Consider the following 18,923-nt stretch of genomic DNA (forward strand, 5'->3'; position numbering starts at 1 on the left):
CTGGTCGACTGGACCGTCGGTAGACACGAACATCTGCCGCGCATACCAACACTGCAGTCGATCCCGTCACCGTTTTGCACGGCGGGCGAGGACCACGAGGCAGCCGAGGGCGAGGACAGCCAGAGCGACGATCAGCAGTCCCACCCGCCAGAGATTGTCGACCTCTCCGTTGATGAGGGCCACCATAGCCATCGGAGCCATGCCCCCGAGAATGGCTGCAGCCTGGTAGCCGAGCGAGGCGCCCGAATAGCGCACCTCCGGCGGGAAGAGTTCTGCGAACAGAGCTGCCTGCGGACCGGTCTGGAACGACATGACGACGCACGAAATGATCAGGGCGGCAGCGAGCGGCCAAATGTTCTGCGGTGACGAGGCGCCGACGAGCAACCACATCGGAACGGCCCATAGCCCCATGCCCACGATGCCGATGCCGTAGATCAGCTTGCGGCCGTAAATGTCGGACAGGTACGCGGTCAGCGGCACCATGGGTACAAGCACTCCCGCTGCCACCAGGATGATCGCGAGGACATCCGATCGGGCAATGTCGAGGGTTGTAGTGGCGACCTGTACCGACCCCGTGATGGTGAGATAGAACATCACGATGCCGACCAGATAGGTGCCACCGGCCATGATCACGGTGCCCCCGTTGTTCCGGATGACCTCGAGAATTGGGGAACGCCGCTTGATCGGTTCGGCGGCCAGCTTGGCCTCGAGCTGCTGGAACTCGGGGGTTTCTTCGAGGTAGCGGTGGATGGCGAATGCGACGAAGAGCATGAAAAGGCTGATCCAGAACGGGACGCGCCAGCCCCATGACATGAACGCCTCCGGTGTCACCGCCCACGCTGCGATGAGGAAGACCGCGTTGCCGACGACCACGCCGATCGGGATGCCGAGCTGGGCAAAGCTCCCGTAGAAGCCTCGTCGGTTCGGGGGCGCGTACTCGGTGGCCAGCAAGACTGCGCCACCCCATTGCGCCCCGACAGCAAGGCCTTGGCAGATGCGCAGCAGCACCAGCATCGTCGGGGCGAGCCACACGATCGAGGTGTCCGGCACCAGTCCGATCAAGGTCGTCGCGATGCCCATGATCAGGATCGCAATCACAAGCACCGGCTTACGGCCGTATTTGTCGCCGAAGTGACCGGAGATGATCCCGCCGATGGGCCGTGCGATGAAACCCACCGCGACGGTAGCGAACGAATTGAGTGCGGCGACAACTTCGCTCTGAGTGGCAAAGAACGTCTTGTTGAAGACCAGAGCGGCGGCTGTCGCGTAGATGAAGAAGTCGTACCACTCGAGGGAGGTTGACACGGCGGCGGCAAACGCAGCCTTACGGGCCGCTCGGCGCGGGTGCGGCGGCGCAGCGTTCGCCGGCGCAGCGTTCGGCGCCGTGGTCTGCTGCGGGGAAGCCGATGTTGGGGGCATCTTCGCCTCTTTCGAACTCATGGGACAGACCGAGCGAACGCTCGGTAGCGATGTTCACGTAACATAGGTGACGCACGCCACTGCGGTCAACTTCTGGCGAGGACGCCACACTGTTGTCGAATGGGACTCCGACCGTGCGCTCCCTGGTCGCTGAGTCCCGTGAGGGCGGAGTGGGCTCGGTGGTGATTGAAGTGAAGCAAGCCGGGGTAGAGCAGTTCGGCGTTCGGCTTCCGAGGTGTAGAAGCGGGCGCAGGCCCAACCCACCGAGAGTGCGGTGGAACCGCTCGATCTTCCCGTTCGTCTGAGGCCACCCCTCCTCGCACCACCCCGAGGATGAGGAAGAGATGATGGCCGAGGCGGCCGTGCCGGTGGATCAGGCGAGCCGTCGCGACCCGGACGAGGTCGCCGCGGAGTTCCTCGGCGAAATCCTCGGCGCGCGCAAGATCGACGGTTAGGCGCCGGATACCGGCGACGTCGACCGTTCGAGCGTGAAGTCGATTGTGGCCCGGTCGATTCCGCCGACGCCGGGTCGGGGGTCGAGGATCGCCTTCGCCGGGGCGTCGTGGCGGATCCAGGCGTCGCGGCGGAAGTACAGGCGAGTGGTCACGGTGCGCATCCGCGGCGCCTTGACCGTGACGTGCAGGTGCGCCGGTCGCCACGGGTTCCAGCCCTCGTTCGCGATGAACCAACCGGTCGGGCCGTCAGCCGGAATCTGATAGGGCGCAGGCGTAATCGTCGCAATCGTGAAACAGCCGTCGTCGTCGGTCGTGACCGTGACGACCGTAGAGGTGCCCGCACGGACCGTCCCGCCGTTGTCGCTGCGACGGACCTGGACGGAGACACCGCGCACACCCCGGCCCGTGTCGTCGTGGATGCGACCTGTCAGCACGAGTGGGCTGCCGACGGGATGTCTCGCAGGTGAGAAGGCCGTGGTGTGGGGAGCGGGCGAGCGAAGGCGGGTCGGCACGGACGTCGGAAGAACACGGGGATCCCTTCGGCTGGATTATGTCGGCGGACAGAGGATCAGGTCGTGCGGAGGGCCGAGGACGGGGAGACGCCGAATCGGCTGCGGTAGGTGGCCGCGAAGCGGCCGGTGTGGGCGAAGCCCCAGCGCAGGGCCACCGCGGTGACCGTGTCGCCCGGGTCTGCGGCGAGGAGATCGTCGCGGGCGCGGACGAGGCGGATGTCGTTCAGGTACTGGGTCGGACTCCTGCCCACGTACTGCCGGAACCCTTCCTGTAGTCGGCGCACGCTCACGCCGGCCTGCTCGGCCATCTCGCCGGCCGTCCACCGGTGGGCGGGGTCGCCGTGCAGGGCGTCGATGACCCGCTTGACGATTCGTGGTCGCGCCGCGACGGCGCCCTCCGTGCCCTCCGTGCCCTCCGGATCGTCCGGTACGGCCGCGAGGACGAACGCGGTGGTGACGGCGCTGAGCAGTTGGTCCGCGACCAGATCGTTCTGCAGCAGGCAGTTCGGTCCTTCCATCTGGTCGGACAGCGATTCGACGAACCGCATCCACGTCGTCCCTGCGGGGGCGGACAGGTCCACCTGGCTTGGCAGTGGACGATCGGGGCGCGCGAGGATTCGATGCATTTCCCGTTCCAGGTACTCGTGATCGAAACGGACACCGATGATTTCGCACGAGGCAGCCCAGTGAGGGATCCGGGTGTCGGTGTCGGGTGGGCACACCGTGGCGGTGCCCGGCAGCGACGACACCTCGCGCCCGCCGACGACCGAGTCGAGTCGACCCGACACCGGAATGTTGACGCCGTAGGCACCGGGGTGATCGGACCGGATCGAGACGTCGGCACCCCAGCCGAGTCGAGCGATGCGGACAGGTCCCTCCCCGGTGCTGCGCGGAAACGCGCAGTCGGTGCGGACGGGAGTGCGAGGTGTGAGGGTGTGCGGAAAGTAGGCGTCCGCGACTACTTGCGAGATCTCGTCCCAGTCCCGCGATTCGATCTTGCCCGACGGCATCGACATCGTTCCGACCTCCCGACTCGCGTTTCGGCTCCGCGTGTCTCAGGTGTATGAGCCAATTGAACGCCGACGGCAGGCGTGCCGCCAGGGGCGCCGACCGCTCGGTGAGAGGTTCCCGCGCGATCCGGATCGGGTCAGCGCTTTCCGGACTGAGCAAACGAACATTCGACCGGGCGTCGTCGAGCCGCGGCCGCAGCCGATCGGGACGTTGTCGCAGCTGTTGTCTAGCCTGATCGGCATGCTTGTTGTGACGACGAACGACATTCCCGGCTGGGAGATCCAGCGCGTGATCGGCGAGGTCTTCGGACTGACCGTCCGGTCCCGCAACATCGGCTCCCAGATCGGCGCCGGCCTCAAGTCGCTGGTGGGTGGTGAGCTCCAGGGCATGACGAAGAACCTCACCGAGAGCCGCAACGAGGCGATGAGCCGACTGATCAACGAGGCGTCGCAGCGGGGCGGGAACGTGATCGTCGCGATGCGGTTCGAGACGTCCGACCTCGGCGGCAACTGGTCGGAGATCTGCGCGTACGGCACCGCGGCCTACGCGGTACCCGTCACCGACGCCGCGAGGCAGACGGCAGCCGAGTTGGGCTATCGAAACTGACGCGAGCCGTCGAGTCGAACCGGTTCCCTGTCCCGTCCGCGGGACTGGCTGTCGGGAGTCGACGCCGCACGGTCAATGACCGAACGGCGGTCACGCGCGGCGAGGGGCCTGCGGCAAGGACGCGAAAGGCCCTGCCCGAGATCGGAATCGAACTCGGGCAGGGCCGGTCGCGCGCGGGAACTGGGTGACCGGGCTCAGGCTGTTCCGGTGCGTCGCCGGCGGAGCAGCAGGACGCCGCCTCCGGCCAGGCCCACTGCCGCCGTGATTCCGGCGACGGCCGGGTTCACGAGGGGGACGGCAGCGGTGTCGGCGGTCGCCATTTCGAGGCAGTCGGCGGTACCGGTGCACGAGGCCGGCACGCCTCCGGGCAGGGCGGACGGGGCGGCCACGAGGGACACGAGGTTGTGGTCACCCTGCTGCGCATACGTTTTGGTGACCACGCTGTAGACGATGGTCACCGTCTGGCCGGGCTGCAGGGTTCCGGCAATGCCGAAGGTGTCGACAGAGCCCTGGACTGACAGGGCGGCGTCCGAACTGGTCGGTCCGGAGACGAGGTCCGCGTCGTCGAGCAGGCCCGCGAGCGCCAGCGCCTGGTCGACCGCGAGCGGTTGGGCGCCGGTGTTGGTGAAGGTGACGGTGTAGTTGACCACCTGGTTGTCGTCCAGCGGGCCCGATGCGTCGGCAGTGTGCGTCACTTGCAACTCGCTCGGTGCCGCGTCGAGTCGCAGCGAGATGTTGTCGGCGTACGCGTCGAGCGAGCCGTAGGCGGCGGTGAAGACGAGGTCGACCGTCACAGAGCGGGTGCCGACCGGAACGGGCGCCGAGGCGTCGCGGCGGGCGAATCCCCGTACGCCACCGCGGTCACTGTTGGTCACGGCGGGCAGCGAGAAAGTGCCCAGGACCGTACCGGACGCGTCCGTGAAGGTGTAGTTGACGCCGACGCGGTCGTTCTGGCCGGCGATCGCGCCCAGGTAGGCCCCGCCGAGTGCGGTCACCTTTCCGGTGTCGATACTGGCCGCGGACGGCGTCAGGTCGACAACCTGCGTGGCCTTCCTGTTGGCATTACCCGAGACCCCGAAGTAGCTGGTGCCGCCGTCGAACGTCTTCCCGGTCGCGCCCTTCTCGTTGACGATCGTCGGCTGCAGACCGGTGCTGTAGGCCCTCGACGCGAAGGTGGTGCCCGTCCATTCGGTGATGCCGTTCTCGGCGTCGCCGTTGACGATCAGCTCACCCGGTTGCGCGGCCAGCGGATCCGCTCCGGCCGGTGCCGCGGCGATTCCCCAGGTGGTCGCGGTCAGAGCCGCAACCGCCAGACCGGAGACGGTCCTTGCGAACGACGCCATCCTCATTCTTGCTCCATTCTCGTGCCGCCTGCAGCGTCACGGGTCCGCAACAGGTGGGGACTCCCCCCACAGTCAGGTTCGCCCACGAAGTGGCACGGAGACGGTTCGGCGAGATCACTGTGCGGCCTCGCGCGCGGACTGTGCGCCATCCCGCACCGCTGCGGGATGGCACGAGCACGCTCCGACGGTCCGGCTATCCGACCGATACGGCGATTCGCGTCGAGGATGAGAAGTCACCGTCGGGTGCGTAGTCCGGCAACCGCGACCCGGCCCCGACCAGTTCGGCAATCGCGGCGGCGGCGCGCGCGCCGGCGTGCCCGTCGCCGTACGGGTTTCCGGCGGCCGTCATCGTTCGGTACGCGTCGGCGTCGAGGAATAGCCGCGTCGCCTCGCTGAAGATCGCGTCCGGTCGGGTGCCGACCAGCAGAGCACACCCGGCGTCGATGGCCTCGGGGCGCTCGGTGGTGTCGCGCAGCACCAGTACGGGTACTCCGAAAGTCGGTGCTTCCTCTTGGATTCCGCCGGAGTCAGTGAGGACCAGATGGGCGTGACGGAGCGCGGTTGCCAGGTCGGTGTACTCCAGCGGCTCGGTGAGCAGAATGCGTTCGTGCCCACCCAGGTTCGCGGTCAGTGTCTCGCGCACCATCGGATTCGGGTGCATCGGGCAGAGAACGACGATGTCGGGCACGGCCTCGACGATCCGTCGCACCGACTTCGCGATCGCGCTCATCGGTGGCCCCCACGACTCGCGGCGATGCAGCGTCAGCAGAACGAGGCGTCGACCGCCGGCCAACGCGGTCCGCAGGGCGGGGTCGGTGGGCGGGATGTCGCTGGACGCCACGGTGAGCAGCGCGTCGACGACGGTGTTGCCCGTCACCGTGACCCGATCGGGCACGACACCCTCGTCGAGCAGATTGCGGCGGGCCAGGTTTGTGGGGCACAGATGCAGCGCCGTCACAGCCGCCGTCATCCGCCGATTACCCTCCTCCGGAAACGGGTTGCCGAGGTCGTGCGAGCGCAGCCCGGCCTCGAGGTGGACGACGGGGATGTTCTCGCTGAACGCGGCCAGGGCGGCCGCGGTGGAGCTGGACGTGTCACCGTGGACCACCACCGCGTCGGGGCGTTCGGCGCGGAGCACCGCACTCGCGGCGGTGGTGACGCGGCCGGACAGCCGGCCCAGCGGTTGACCCGGCTCCATGAGGTTCAGGTCGTGGTCGGCGGAGATCCCGAACGTGGCGTGGACCTGGTCGACGAGGCCGGTGTGCTGGCCGGTGACGATGACGGTCGGGTCGAGTGCGGGATGGGCCTCGAGTGCCTTCACCAGGGGTGCACATTTGATGGCTTCCGGGCGGGTTCCGTAGATGACCGCGATTCGAGCCGACTGTGACTCGCTGCGCGCGGATTGGTGCGACAATTTGCTGTCCCTTTCGCTCATCTCGATCCGCAGTCCGACTGTCGGATCGGTGCATTCGTCGACAGCCAACCCGACCTCTCGATGCTGTCGGGTCTTGCGGAGCCAGGAGGCGGGGCGCCGCACAGATCGGTGCGGCACCCCGCAGTTCCCGCACCGATTCGGTGAAATCCCCGCCGACCCGTGGTTTACGGAGGCGGAGAGCTCTGGTCAAGCGTTAGATATAGGCGATCACGATCAATATGACTGGGAGAAGGGCGCGACGGCAACGATGAACGACGGCGGATTCCGCAGCCGCACGGCCGAGCCGATCTCCACCCTTCGACAGGTTCAGGATGCTTTCGAGGCCGCCGAACTCGGTCTCGGATCTGCGCTCGTGATCACTGGACCCACCGGGTCCGGACGCACTCGTCTGCTGGGCGAGTTGGTCGTCAATTCCTCCTTCGACACGGTCTCCATCGGCGGCGCGTCGAACGTGTGCGAGCAGGTCGACTACAGCCTGATGGCGTTGCTCGGCCGATCGGGTCGGCAGCGCGATGCTTCCCGGCGGACGGCGGGGCTCGAGATCCGCAAATCCGCGATCGCCACCCGCGCCGAACATCTGCTCGACGCGATCGCGCGGCATGCCGATCACGAGGGGCCGTTGGCGATACTCGTCGACGATGCCGACCGCATGGGGGAGGACTGCCAAACGCTCCTCGGGTACGTGGGGCGAAGGCTCGCGAATCATCGGGTCGTCCTGGTGCTCGTCAGCGGAGTCGAACCGCCCGAACCGTTCCTGCCCCTGTCTCAAGTCGCAGTGCCCCCGCTCGGGAAGGCCGCTGCAGTCGCGCTCATGACCGAGGCGCTCGGAAGAACCCCGGCGCCGGCTCTCGTCGATGAGCTGCACCGCATCTCGCGCAGTAATCCGGGTGCGTTGCTGGAACTGTGCGAGACGGTCACCGACCGGCAGGTCGACGGAATCGAGTCGATCCGCTATCCGATCGTGGTCAGCGGCTCCCGCGCGTCGCGTTGGATGGAAATCGACGACCGTATGACCGAGAACCAGCGGACGATGTTGTCCCTTCTGGCGGTGGCAAAGTCGGTTGCGGTACCGGATCTGCTCGAACTGGCTGCGGACCGGGCAAGCGCCGACCCCGAACGCGAGTTGGACGGATTACTCTCGCTGCGACAGCTGGAACGGATCGGGGACCGGGTACGGATCGGCAATCAGCTGGACCGGTGGGCCGTCTACGGGACTGCCACCCCCGGTCGCCGGACGCTCGCGCACACCCTGGTCGACGAGCGTGGGTATCAGAGAGAGCTCGGTAGCGGACGTGACGGCGTCACGGACGCTTCGGTCCTGCGTCCTGTCGACGCGGAACTCGAGCCGCAGCAGGTCCTGGAGAACGCCGACGCGATGGCCCGCGAGTGGTCGTGTTCTGTCGCCCTGTCGATTCTGCGTGACGCAATCTCGATGTCGTGCGGCACGAGCGCGAGCGCACTGCGGTTGACCGCCGCGAAGCTCGCGCTCGAACAGGGATTCCGCAGCGACGCCGAGAGTCTCGCGGACGAGGTGGTGTGGTCGGATGCATGCGTGGCAGACCGTGCCGCGGCCGAACTCGTCAAGATCGAGGCGCGCTATCTCGCCGATCGGCCGATCAACGTCGAGTCCGTCGTCGATGCAGTGCGCGAGTGTGCCGACGAGGCCCCCGCCGCCGCGATGGACTTGGCAGGGGTCGCGATACTCTTTCAGCTCGAGCAGGGCCAGTTCTACGGTGTGTACGAGCTGTACAGGTTGGCGGAGCGTATCCACACCCGCCACCCCGGAAGCCCCTGCGATGCGCTCACGCTGGCACGCATGAGCCTGGCGCTGGCGCGGGAGAACTCCGAGGAGGCGCAGTCTCTGCACAACGAGGCGGACGCCGTCGAGCCGTTCTCCCGGCGTGACTTTCGCGGTATCGCCGCCTCGGGAATGTTCCTCACCCGGCTGGGACGGGTCGAGGAGGCCCGGGCACGGTTCGAATGCGCTTCGAATCCGTCCCTGACCCCGCTCCAACGGATGTACCTGCTCACGGCGCAGGTCGACTGCGAGATCATTGCGGGAAACCCCGTCGGAGCGAGGAATCTCTGGGAACACGCCGACGCGATCCTCTCGTCTCACACGCACCTGCGCACGCTGCGGCTCGCTCAGCGCGTGCAGATCCTGGGGTTACAGGGACAGTTCTGTGAGGCCGAACAGATTGCGGCCCAGTTGCTTTCCGTCAGTGCGTCGGGGGAGATCGACAGCCTGCAGGCGAGGGTGCTCGCCGTGCTGGGCGAGAACGCATTGATGCAGGGTGATGCGGAACGGGCGATCGCCCTGCTCGAGCAGAGCATCGACCACGTCGACCGGCATGCGTGCATCTGGAAGACGCAACGGTACGTCGACCTCATCGAGGCGCTCGTGCTTGCCGGCGACCTGCGGGCCGCGGCGCGCATGCTGGACGTGACGACCGAACGGCTGCAGCGGCGCACCCAGACGACTCTGACGTCGGCGATCCTGGCACGGGGACGGCTGCTGGTCGCCGAAATCACTGATGCCCGTGAGCTGGTCGAGTTGGCGCTGGGTTCCCGGGACGACAAGGTTCCCGCTCTGGAGCGGGCTCGTTCCCTGGCGATCTATGCCGACAGGCTGCTCGAGCACGGCAAGGTGACCCAGAGCCGTCAGCGTGCGCGGACGGCCTTCGCGCTGTTCGAGCGCATCGGCGCCGACGGGTGGATCAGTGGTGGTCGTTGGTCCACCCGCACTGGTATGGAGGCCGCCGCGCCCTCGGCATCCGGTGATCCTCGACTCGGGACGCTGAGCGACATCGAGCGGCGGGTGGTCCAACTCGTCGTGCAGGGCATGCGCAACCGTGAGATCGCTGCGCAACTGTACGTTTCGCAGCGCATGGTGGAGAAGCATCTCACCAGCATCTTCCGCAAACTTGGTATCCGTTCGCGCGCCGAGGTCTTCGCGTTGATCAAGAACGAGCAGCCGGCGTCTGCCTCGAGCATCCCTGTGTGAGGTTCCGAATCCCCTATGCCTGGACGACATCGATATTCGCCGTACAGCCCCACGCGGGTGGTCCTGGACGCGCCGGTCACACGCGCGCAACGAATCTACCGTGGGGCAGGCGAGGCGCTGCTGACCCTCGCGCTGATCGGGGTCCTGTTCATCGTGTACGAGGTGTACTGGACCGACCTCACCTCCGACCGCAAACAGCGCACGGCCACAGAGCAGCTCGATCAGCTCTGGTCCGAGCCCGACCGCGAGCGGACTGCGACCGAGTCGGTGTCCGGACCGGTCGGCTTCGCGAAGCTGCACATCCCAGCCTTCGGCAACGATTTCCAGCTGACGGTGGTGCAGGGCACATCCGACGCCGAGTTGGAAATCGGGCCGGGGCACTACGAGGGAACCGCGCAACCCGGAGAACGGGGCAACTTCGCGCTCGCCGGTCATCGCGTGGGCAAGGGATCCCCGTTCAACGACATCGACCTGCTGAACACCTGTGACGCGGTGGTGGTGGAAACCCGGACCCATTGGTTCACCTACCGGGTGCTGCCGAGCGCGAGCGAAGCGCTGGACTGGGCGACGAACAGGAAACCTGCCACGTGTTCGGCGGATTCGGTCACCGTCACGCCACTGCCGGCGCCCTATCAGCGCGCGGTGGGGCAGCAGGTGGTCGATCCGACGGCTATCGGTGTGATCGCACCGGTGCCGATGGACGCGGATTACGCGGAGCCGCCGCAGGACGGAGTCGCGCTGCTGACGCTCACCACCTGTACGCCCCGTTTCTCGGCGACGGATCGGCTGGTCGTGCAGGCAGTCCTGGTCGACACGGCGGAGAAGGATCCTCTGAATCCTGTTGTTCCCAAGTCCCTCTCGGAAGGATAGTTGTGTACGCCTGGATCTGGCGGCATCTGCCCGGCCCCTGGCCGGCGAAACTGGTCGCCGCGGTGGTGCTCTTCGTCGCGATGGTGGCGTTGCTGATGCTCGTGGTGTTTCCCGTGGTCGAGCCGTTCGTCCCGTTCACCCGGGTGGCAGTGCTGTGAGGGCCGACCACGCGTTGGCCGGTGTCGTCGTGGCCGTTCTGCTCGGCGCAGTTGTCGGTTGCGGTGCGGCACAGGATGCGCCGGAGGTGGCGGCGGCACCGTCGGCCGTCGTCGCCGCGGTACCCGACGTTCCGGTCCCGCGTACGGCGGGCGACTGCTCGGTCCTCTCGGTCGAGCAGGTCGAGGTGCTCAACGGCGAACGGGTCGGGTCGGTGCTCGTCGATCCGACCGTCGACCCGTCCGCGTGCTTCTTCACCGATCCCGGCGGCGCCGTGGTGGCCTCGGTGTGGGTGGCGCGGACCGAGGCCGAGACGACGGCGGTTGAGGTGGTTGACCGCGCGGCCCCGATATCGACCAGCTCGCCTGCGTCGGAACCGGCGGGCTGGAGCGGCGGCCGGTTCGGGGGTCCGGACGGCGCGGTGTACGCGGTTGCACGTGGAACAACCGCGGTCGTCGTCACCACTGCACAGCCGCAGTCGGTGCGTGCGCAGCGGTTGGCGCTCGCGGTCGTCGAGACGATCGGGTGACGGGCCGGCCGAGCAGGGCGGTACGGCGCTGCGCACCATCGCGTGCGTGGTTCCGCCCTTTCGTAGCGAGCCGTGGTTCGAGTGTGTGGGGACCAGTACCGTCGGTGTGTTCGCGTCGCCGCGGAACGTGTCAGGACTCAACGAGGAGCAGTTGGTTGTTCAGGTCGATCTTTGTGATCGCGGCGGCGTCGGTGGTAGCGACGTTCGTCGTCGCGTGTGGGACCGAACCGGACACCGCGCTTCCCACCTATCAGGCCGCCGAGGGCACCTGCTACGTCCGCGAGACTGCAGAGGAGATGCTCTCGCTCAGCAACGTCTCTCCGTGGATCAATTGCGAGTATCCGCATCAGCTCGAGGTGTACGGATTCGGTGTGTTGCCGGACGATCTGCTGAATCAGCCCGATCGTCCGTCCAATGCATTGGAGCGCCTGCAGGCCTCGGATGTCTGTCCGTGGGACGGGATTCGCGGATACCTGGGTGCACGCGAATTCGACTACCAGTACGGAATATCGGTGTGGGCGAAGTACCCGACCCAGAAGGAATGGGCCGGCGGGCTCCGCACGGTGGTGTGCTCGCTCGGTGTGCAGGATCCGCTGCAGCCGGAGAGCCGCCCCGAGTTCACCGGATCTCTGCGGAACATCATGGGACGCACCATCTCCGATGGCATTCGGCTGTGCCGTTCGGGTGAGAAGCAGACGGTGTGTTCACGTCCGCACGACGCCGAGATGACCGGGGCGATCCCCGTGCCGAACGGGGACGCCCAGGTCCGCCTCGATGCGGCCTACCGCGCCTGCCAGCCGGTGATCGATCAGTACACGGCGGGGCAGCGGCCGGACGACTTCGTGATCAAGCCGCTCGTCGGTGAGACGTCCGCGGATTGCTGGTACGGCCCGGCGACCGGCACCGTCATCGGCAGCGTGCGCGGTGGACTCAGGTGAGCGACAAGTTCGAACTCGTCGACTCGGACGGTCTCGGATTCACCGAGGATCCACTGGCGTTGGTGCCCGGCACCAAGCCCCCGAAGCCGCGCCCGCGACTGCGGGCGGCGCTCGCGACGGTCTCCCGGATCTTCGGATACCGGATCGAGGGCACGGCGCTCGGCTGGGTATCGGTGGGCGCGGGCGCGGCCTTCGCGGGCCTCATGCTGATGCGTCTGTTCTACGGCGGCGCCATAGGCCTCAGTGATCAGGGCGATGGTCAGCGGCTCACGTGCGGCATGGGTCTGCGCGCCGGAAACCCTTACAACACTCCGGTCGACGACCTGGTGTACACGACGTACTTCGACCACCGGTGGTACGGCGAAGACTGCCCGTGGAACACATACGGGCAGGCGTACAACTCGTCGCAGCTCTACCTGCTTCAGCTGGCGGAGTGGTTGACTCCGCTGTTGCGCCTGCCTGGAGTCATGGACCTGCGAGCGCTCGGCGTCCTGTGCGCCGTCGTACTCGGCCTGCTCGCCGGACTCCTCTTCGCCTGGACCCCGGGATCGTTGGTGGGCAAGGCGTGCGTCGTCGGTGGCGTGTGGCTGGTGGTGGCCGACGCATCGTTCGCCGGCTACTTCGTGTCGCCCTACAGCGACACCGGGGCCATCCTCGGTGTACTGGCGTTGATGGTGGCGTCCCTGGCGATGTGGCGGGCGCAGCGCGTGCACTGGTGGCACGTCGCCGCGATAGGACTGATCGCGCTGTTCACGGCAACGACCAAGACCCAGGCGGTGACGTTCGCCGTCGTCGCGGCCGGGCTGATGCTCTGCCGCCGTGTGGGTGACCCGGCGTCCCTCGGCCAGTATCCGTTGCAGGGCAGGTGGTTCGGAATCGGCGCGGTTGGTGCACTGCTCGCCTCGGTCGGCCAGTACCTGCGCACGCAGCCGGCCCGGTTCGCCGAACTGAACCAGTACAACGCGGTTTTCGTCGAGATGCTCCCGCACAGCCCACATCCCGACCAGGACCTGGCCCGGCTGGGGCTCGATCCGTCGCTCGTGTCCGGTGTCGGCTCCCGCATCAACTCGCCGAACTCGGTCACGGAACTTCCGGGTTACCAGGGCTTCCTGGACAAGACCTCCATGTGGGATCTGCTCTCGCAGGTCTACCTGCACGAGCCCACCCGACTGCTCTCGATGATGGGGCGGGGTCTCGTGGGAATGTCCAAGCTGCGGGCGGACTACATCTACTCGTATCCGTGGTATTCGGGACGGCCCGACACCCAGGAGTGGCGGGTATCGGTCTTCTACCACTTCTGGCGCATGATGTTCGGCGCGCTTCCGCTGCTCATCGTCGCGTTGACGCTCGTTGCATGCGTGCTGTTCGTCGCGGTGCTGCGGGTGTGCCCGGACCAGCAGGACAAGAGCATCGGCGCGACCGGCCTGTTCCTCGCGGTCGCCGCGATCGCACAGTTCTGGGCGGTGAATCTCTCCGACGGTGCGTCCGATCTGATCAAGCACCTGATGCTCACCAACCTCACCGTCGGACTGGTACTCGTGCTCGGCGTCTATTCGACGGTCGTGTTGCGGTCGAGTGTGATCCGGGAACGAGGAGTCCCGAAGTGACCGCCGGACGAGGGGTGCGCATGCCGGATGCTCCGTCGGTCCGATGGACGGGGGTCGGGGTCTATGCCCTGATCATCGTGATGCTATTGATTCGCCAACCTCAGTTCCGTGCCTGGGAAGCTGGGTTGGCGGCGCTGCTCAACGGCCTCGTCGGGGCGCCCACCAAATGGGTGCGCGGGTCCGACACCTTCTATGTCGGCATCGGCACCAACAAGGTGTTCGCCCTGGAACTGGTCACCGGCTGCAGCACCGCGCTGCTGATCCTGCCGATGCTGCTGCTGGCCGCCATCTACCTCCACTTCGGCCGGGTCCGGCTGTTGCACATGACGATCGGACTGGTCATCAGCTGCGTGGCCATGCTCAGTGTCAACATGATCCGCCTGGTCGTCGTGGGGGTGTACACGGTGCACAACGGGCGCTCCGGCTTCGAGATGGCGCACACCATCATCGGGTCGCTCATCGTGTTGGCGGGTGGATGCACGACCCTGGTGGTCTTCAGTAGGTGGATCGGTCGGGCCAGCACGGTCGCGGATGGTGCCGGTCCGATCCGTGCGCGATTGAAAGAGAGTCCCCGTCAGTGACCTTCGATACCGTGCTCGGCCTGACGATCGTGCTCTCGCTGATCCTCGGCCTCGTGTTCCTGGTGTATGTGATCGCCATTCTCGTCCCGTTCCTGCGCCACGTTCCCGAACGCCCCGGCGACCCGGACGAATTCGAACTGCACTTCATCATCCCCTGCCTCAACGAGGAAGTGGTGATCGGCGACACCCTGAGCTACCTGCGGCGACACTTCCCGGACTGTCACGCGTGGGTGACCGACGACGAGTCGGAGGACGGGACGCGCGACGTCGTCGCTGCGATCGAGCAGTTCGATCCCATGGTCCACCTCCTCCCACGCACCCTCCCGAACGCCCGTACCGGCAAGGGCGACGCGCTCAATTTCGGTTATCGCGCGATCGACGCCCAGCTGCCCGACGACGTCGACCGGAACAAGGTGCTGATCTGCATCGTCGACGCGGACGGACGACCTGCTCCGAACATGCTGGAGATCTCGGCGGGCCCGGACTGCTTCGGCAACGACTACGTCGGGTCGGTGCAGGTCGAGGTCCGGATGAGCAACCGCGCGGATCCGCAGCCGCTCGGCCCGGGTCGGCAGTGGAAGAACAGGTTCGCCCGGACCCTGGTGCGTCTGCAGGATCTGGAATTCCGGGGCCCGATCTCCGCGATGCAGATGGCCCGGCGCTACTCACGGACCGTCAGCATCGGCGGCAACGGTCAGCTGAGTCGGCTGTCGGCGCTCGACGCGGTCGCGGCCCGATTCGGTGAGCCGTGGCACGGCGCACTGCTCGAGGATTTCGAACTCGGACTGCACCTGATCCTGCTGGGATGGCGCAATGCGTACACCACGGCGAGCTGGGTCGATCAGGAGGCGCTGCCGGAATTGAAACCGCTGATCCGGCAGCGGGTTCGCTGGGCGCAGGGCGGAATGCAGTGCATCCGCTATCTGCCGGCGATCTGGCGCTCACGGCGGGTGACCAACCTCGGCGCATGGGAGATCACCTATTTCATGCTGACTCCCTGGCTGCAGGTGATCGGCACGATCGTCTATCCGTTGCCACTGCTGGTGATGACCTGGAACATGGTCAACTACCCGGAGTTCTTCAAGTCGTACTTGGTGAGCGGCGGGTGGGCGCTGTTCGTGTCCTATCTGATCCTCGGTGTGGGCGAGTTCGCGATCTGGGGTCCGCTGTATCGCCGGCGCAGCGAACCGCAGCTGTCGCGTCTCCACGGGATCGTGTTGGGCATGAGCTACGTGGGCTACATGCTGATGTCCTACGTCGTGGCGTGGAGGGCCTTCGGGCGCCTCATCAGTCGTCAGAGCGACTGGGTCAAGACGAAACGCAACGCCGAGCGAACGTCGGTGCCGATGCACCGGATCGCCGGCACCTGAGTGGTGCGGTAGCGCGCACCGAACCCGCACATCGGGACCGCCCGGCGCTGGCGGCGGTGCTGCGCGAGGCATCATCGAGCGGGGTAGCGGAGTATCGGAGTCGAGAACGACACGAGAAGAAGAGGATTCGGATGTACACACTGGGTGCGGGGCCTAGTGCCGGTGCGGGCTCGGCGGCCGTGGCCGGTGGGGGAACGCTGGCCTTCACGGGCGCGCCGGTTGCCGGCGCCCTGGTCCTGGTGATGTTCGTGCTGGTGATGGGGCTGCTCCTCGTCCGTGCATCGCGGGTGCGGCCGAACGAGCTGCCCGATCTGGCCTGACACTTCCGTCGTGCGTCGTCGAATCCTTCTGTCGGGAGCGGCGATTGCGTTCGTTGTCGCGTCGGTACTCGCCGTCGTGACGGTGTGGGACACACGTGACGCAGACCGGCTCGACGGCGGCGGACACGACGACCCGCCGACCGCCGCGTATGCGGCACCTTCCGTGGTGCCGGCCGAGCCACCGATCCGGACGCCGGACCCCGCTCGGACCGCGGGACCGTTCGTCACGTACAACACGTATCCCGGTTCGGCGCATGCGCAGTGGGGCAAGTACTCGATAGCGCTGGAACGGGACGGCAGGTACTACCTGCTGTCTGCCGGTCATGTCGGCGGCAAGGTGGGTGCGCACCTCGAGCTCGGGTGGTCGGGGCCCACGCAGGCGGTTGTCAGCCACAGCACCCGCCGCTGGGATGCCGACTTCGGCTCGGTCACGGGTGGATCCGGTCTCGACATGTCCATGGTGGACACCGGTCCGGAGCCCGTCTCGCCGGTGCTGACGTTGTCGGCGGCCCGCGGCGCGACGCCGGACGACGTCGTGGTGGTGCCGACAGGGTCCGGGACCGATCGAGTGACGCTGCCGCGCACGGCGAGAATCGCCGCTGTCGCCGACGACCTCGAGCCGGGGGCCGTCGTGTGCCAGTCCGGCGCCGAGTGGTTCGCGTCGGAATACACCGCGGCGGCCGGCAACGTCCGGTGCGGACGCCTGACGGCACCGTGCCCCACGACGAGCGACACCTGCAGTTTCGCCGGCCTCGACGCGGCCCCCGCCGTCGCCCCGAACGATTCCGGAAACCCCGTGTGGGTACCGCGGGCCGACGGCACGGTCGCGGTCCTCGGGATCGTGTACGCCGCCGGCGGGTGCGACAGGTCCTCGGGTACCTGCCCGACCGGCCTGTTCACCCGGGTGCAGGCGTACACGCGACGGGAGTGGGCGGCCGATGAGACCCTGCCGGGGGCGCCGACCGGCGAGGGCGGTCGGATCGTCATGGATCACTGAGCAGGTCGAGTCCCGGGCGGTGACGATCAGATGGCGACCGTCGACGTCGTCGGCAGGAAGTGGAATCCGAAACCGATGTTCGCCGTGTTGGTCGGATCGGGGCCCGGACCGGGGGTGGTGACCCGGACCTGCGGGATCTGCCGCGGCGCCGGCGCCACCGGGGGCGCCTCGGTCCAATCGGGGCGCGCCGCCTGTAGTTCCAGTGCGATCTCGATCAGCGCGGTCTCGTCCCACGGGCGCCCGCCGATCTGGACCCCGAAGGGCAGCCCGGTGGCCGCGGAACGTCCGGCCGGCGTGCAGATCACGGGGGCGCCGGTGAGGTTGGCCCACCGCACGTCCCCGGTCGTACCGCCGAACACCGAGACGCCCGCGATCTCGAGTCGCTTGGACCCGTCCACCTTCGAGCCCGGCACCAGGACGGCGTCGAGGTCGTTGTCGGCGAACATCCGGTTGTACTCGTGCTGGTACACCAGTCGGTTGCGGGCAGCGGTCATGTAGTCGATCGACGGAACCGCCAGTGCCGCCAGGGCGCCGGCGACGGTCACGTTGTTGTCGAGGCGGTAGGAGCCCAGCTTGTCGGCGAACTGTTTGTGGTAGCTGCCCATCTCGGCGGAGTCGCCGGTCAACAGGTCCGGGCCGGCGATCGGCAGCGCGACGTCGACGAAGCTGCCGCCGAGGCGTCCGATGAGATCGAGGTACTCCGCGAACAGTGTGCCGAGTGGTGCGGGCAGCGCATCGACACTGCGTCGGGCCACACCGAACCGCTTGCCCGACAGCGGTGTCGGGCCGCCCTTCGCGGCGATCGGGTAGCCGCCGGCCGGGACGTCGGGGCCGACCGTCGTCGTCGGATCGTCGGGATCCGCGCCCGCCATGAAGCCGAGGAGTAGTGCGGCGTCGGCGACGCTGCGGCCCATCGGTCCGGCGTGGTCGCGGGTCCACGTCAACGGAATGACGCCGCGGGTGCTGCACCGGCCGAACGTCGGTTTGATCGACGTGATCCCGCACGCGCTCGCCGGCAGACGGAGCGAACCGCCCGTGTCGGTGCCGGTTGCGAGCGGGACGAAACGCGCCGCGAGGACGGCCGCGCTGCCGCCCGACGATCCGCCCGGTGAGTACTCGGTGTTCCACGGGTTGCCCACCTGTTCGGTGGCGACGCCGATCGCGAACTCGTCGGTGTGCGCGTGACCCATCAACACCATGCCCGCGTCGCGCAGGCGCGTCCACGCCGTAGAGTCACCGGCGGCGATGTTGCCCTCGAGAACCTTGCTCGACGCCGTCAGCGGCAGGCCCGCGACCGCGAACAGGTCCTTGAGAGCCAGCGGCAACCCGCACACCAGCGGGGCGTCGCCGACGGCGGCGCGGCCCTTGCCCGACAGTCGCTGCGCCGCAGCATCGGCTGCCTCGTACGCCATCTCGGGATAGATCCGCACCCAGCCGCCGGTCGCGCCGTCGAAGGCGGCGCTGCGGTTCAGGCAGGCGTCGAGCAACTCTCGGGGATGCAGCGTGCCGGACTGCAGGAGGCTGGCGGCCTCCACCGCGCTGAGCAGCGCGGGATCCGTCGCCGTGATGGATCCGGGTGCGGGAAGACCCTGCGCGGGGGCACTGCGGCGGACGGTGGATCGCGCCGCGGCCACCCCGGGGGCCGCCGCCGCCACCGCCGTCACGCTCGCCGCGCCTGCCGCACCGAGCGCGGCCGCGCCCAGGAAGCCCCGTCGTGTCAGCCCGGACCGCGATCCGCCCCCCACTGCACTCATCGACTTCGATCCCTCC

General features: G+C 67.6%; 17 protein-coding genes. 11 read left to right on the forward strand and 6 right to left on the reverse strand.

Features of this window, described 5'->3' with window-relative positions; genetic code table 11:
- Positions 1 to 66 precede the first annotated feature (66 nt).
- From HUN07_RS02430 to HUN07_RS02440, 3 genes are all read right to left on the reverse strand, one after another.
- Entirely contained in the window at positions 67 to 1,419 is a 1,353-nt protein-coding gene (locus HUN07_RS02430) for an MFS transporter (RefSeq protein ID WP_174907710.1), read from the reverse strand.
- Between the two features lie 451 nt (positions 1,420 to 1,870).
- Positions 1,871 to 2,386, reverse strand: a complete 516-nt coding sequence (locus HUN07_RS02435; protein WP_174907712.1) for a dioxygenase family protein — start codon at positions 2,384 to 2,386, stop codon at positions 1,871 to 1,873.
- 56 nt (positions 2,387 to 2,442) lie between these two features.
- Complete coding sequence (locus tag HUN07_RS02440) at positions 2,443 to 3,402, reverse strand: AraC family transcriptional regulator (protein WP_174907714.1); 960 nt, start codon at positions 3,400 to 3,402, stop codon at positions 2,443 to 2,445.
- Positions 3,403 to 3,637: 235 nt separating this feature from the next.
- Between HUN07_RS02440 and HUN07_RS02445 the strand changes: the two genes are divergently transcribed.
- A complete protein-coding gene (locus tag HUN07_RS02445) occupies positions 3,638 to 4,003 on the forward strand; it encodes a YbjQ family protein (protein ID WP_114721413.1) in 366 nt (121 codons plus the stop codon).
- Between the two features lie 194 nt (positions 4,004 to 4,197).
- On the opposite strand, the gene HUN07_RS02450 is transcribed toward HUN07_RS02445, so the two are convergent.
- Positions 4,198 to 5,346, reverse strand: a complete 1,149-nt coding sequence (locus HUN07_RS02450) for a DUF7927 domain-containing protein (RefSeq protein ID WP_174907716.1) — start codon at positions 5,344 to 5,346, stop codon at positions 4,198 to 4,200.
- Between the two features lie 193 nt (positions 5,347 to 5,539).
- Positions 5,540 to 6,667 carry a non-hydrolyzing UDP-N-acetylglucosamine 2-epimerase gene (gene wecB, locus HUN07_RS02455; protein WP_254622751.1) on the reverse strand — a complete coding sequence of 376 codons (1,128 nt, stop codon included), beginning with the start codon at positions 6,665 to 6,667 and terminating at the stop codon, positions 5,540 to 5,542.
- A 40-nt stretch (positions 6,668 to 6,707) separates the two neighbouring features.
- Between wecB and HUN07_RS02460 the strand changes: the two genes are divergently transcribed.
- The 10 genes from HUN07_RS02460 (at position 6,708) to HUN07_RS02505 (ending at position 17,153) form a co-directional block, all read left to right on the forward strand.
- Positions 6,708 to 9,785, forward strand: a complete 3,078-nt coding sequence (locus HUN07_RS02460) for a helix-turn-helix transcriptional regulator (protein WP_254622752.1) — start codon at positions 6,708 to 6,710, stop codon at positions 9,783 to 9,785.
- Positions 9,786 to 9,800: 15 nt separating this feature from the next.
- A complete protein-coding gene (locus tag HUN07_RS02465) occupies positions 9,801 to 10,655 on the forward strand; it encodes a class E sortase (protein ID WP_114721290.1) in 855 nt (284 codons plus the stop codon).
- Between the two features lie 2 nt (positions 10,656 to 10,657).
- The gene (locus HUN07_RS02470; protein WP_174907722.1) at positions 10,658 to 10,813 is read left to right on the forward strand and encodes a hypothetical protein; all 156 of its coding nucleotides are present in this window, start codon (positions 10,658 to 10,660) and stop codon (positions 10,811 to 10,813) included.
- Positions 10,810 to 11,340 carry a DUF2020 domain-containing protein gene (locus HUN07_RS02475; RefSeq protein WP_174907724.1) on the forward strand — a complete coding sequence of 177 codons (531 nt, stop codon included), beginning with the start codon at positions 10,810 to 10,812 and terminating at the stop codon, positions 11,338 to 11,340. The genes HUN07_RS02470 and HUN07_RS02475 overlap by 4 nt, the downstream gene beginning before the upstream one ends.
- 155 nt (positions 11,341 to 11,495) lie before the next feature.
- Entirely contained in the window at positions 11,496 to 12,278 is a 783-nt protein-coding gene (locus tag HUN07_RS02480) for a septum formation family protein (RefSeq protein WP_174907726.1), read from the forward strand.
- Positions 12,275 to 13,885, forward strand: coding sequence for a glycan biosynthesis hexose transferase WsfD (wsfD, locus tag HUN07_RS02485; protein WP_174907728.1), 1,611 nt, complete (start codon positions 12,275 to 12,277; stop codon positions 13,883 to 13,885). The genes HUN07_RS02480 and wsfD overlap by 4 nt, the downstream gene beginning before the upstream one ends.
- Positions 13,882 to 14,466, forward strand: coding sequence for an exosortase/archaeosortase family protein (locus tag HUN07_RS02490; protein ID WP_174907730.1), 585 nt, complete (start codon positions 13,882 to 13,884; stop codon positions 14,464 to 14,466). Before wsfD ends, HUN07_RS02490 begins: the two co-directional genes overlap by 4 nt.
- Entirely contained in the window at positions 14,463 to 15,836 is a 1,374-nt protein-coding gene (locus tag HUN07_RS02495) for a glycosyltransferase (RefSeq protein ID WP_217487175.1), read from the forward strand. The genes HUN07_RS02490 and HUN07_RS02495 overlap by 4 nt, the downstream gene beginning before the upstream one ends.
- Before the next feature lie 131 nt (positions 15,837 to 15,967).
- Positions 15,968 to 16,156, forward strand: coding sequence for a hypothetical protein (locus HUN07_RS02500; protein ID WP_114721283.1), 189 nt, complete (start codon positions 15,968 to 15,970; stop codon positions 16,154 to 16,156).
- Between the two features lie 10 nt (positions 16,157 to 16,166).
- Positions 16,167 to 17,153 (forward strand): hypothetical protein, encoded by a 987-nt coding sequence (locus tag HUN07_RS02505; RefSeq protein ID WP_174907732.1) that lies wholly within the window; start codon positions 16,167 to 16,169, stop codon positions 17,151 to 17,153.
- Between the two features lie 26 nt (positions 17,154 to 17,179).
- Here the strand turns inward: HUN07_RS02505 and HUN07_RS02510 are convergent, their stop codons facing one another.
- A complete protein-coding gene (locus tag HUN07_RS02510; RefSeq protein ID WP_174907733.1) occupies positions 17,180 to 18,907 on the reverse strand; it encodes an amidase in 1,728 nt (575 codons plus the stop codon).
- Positions 18,908 to 18,923: the final 16 nt, after the last annotated feature.

The organism is Rhodococcus sp. W8901, assembly GCF_013348805.1.
Classification (GTDB): Bacteria; Actinomycetota; Actinomycetes; order Mycobacteriales; family Mycobacteriaceae; genus Prescottella.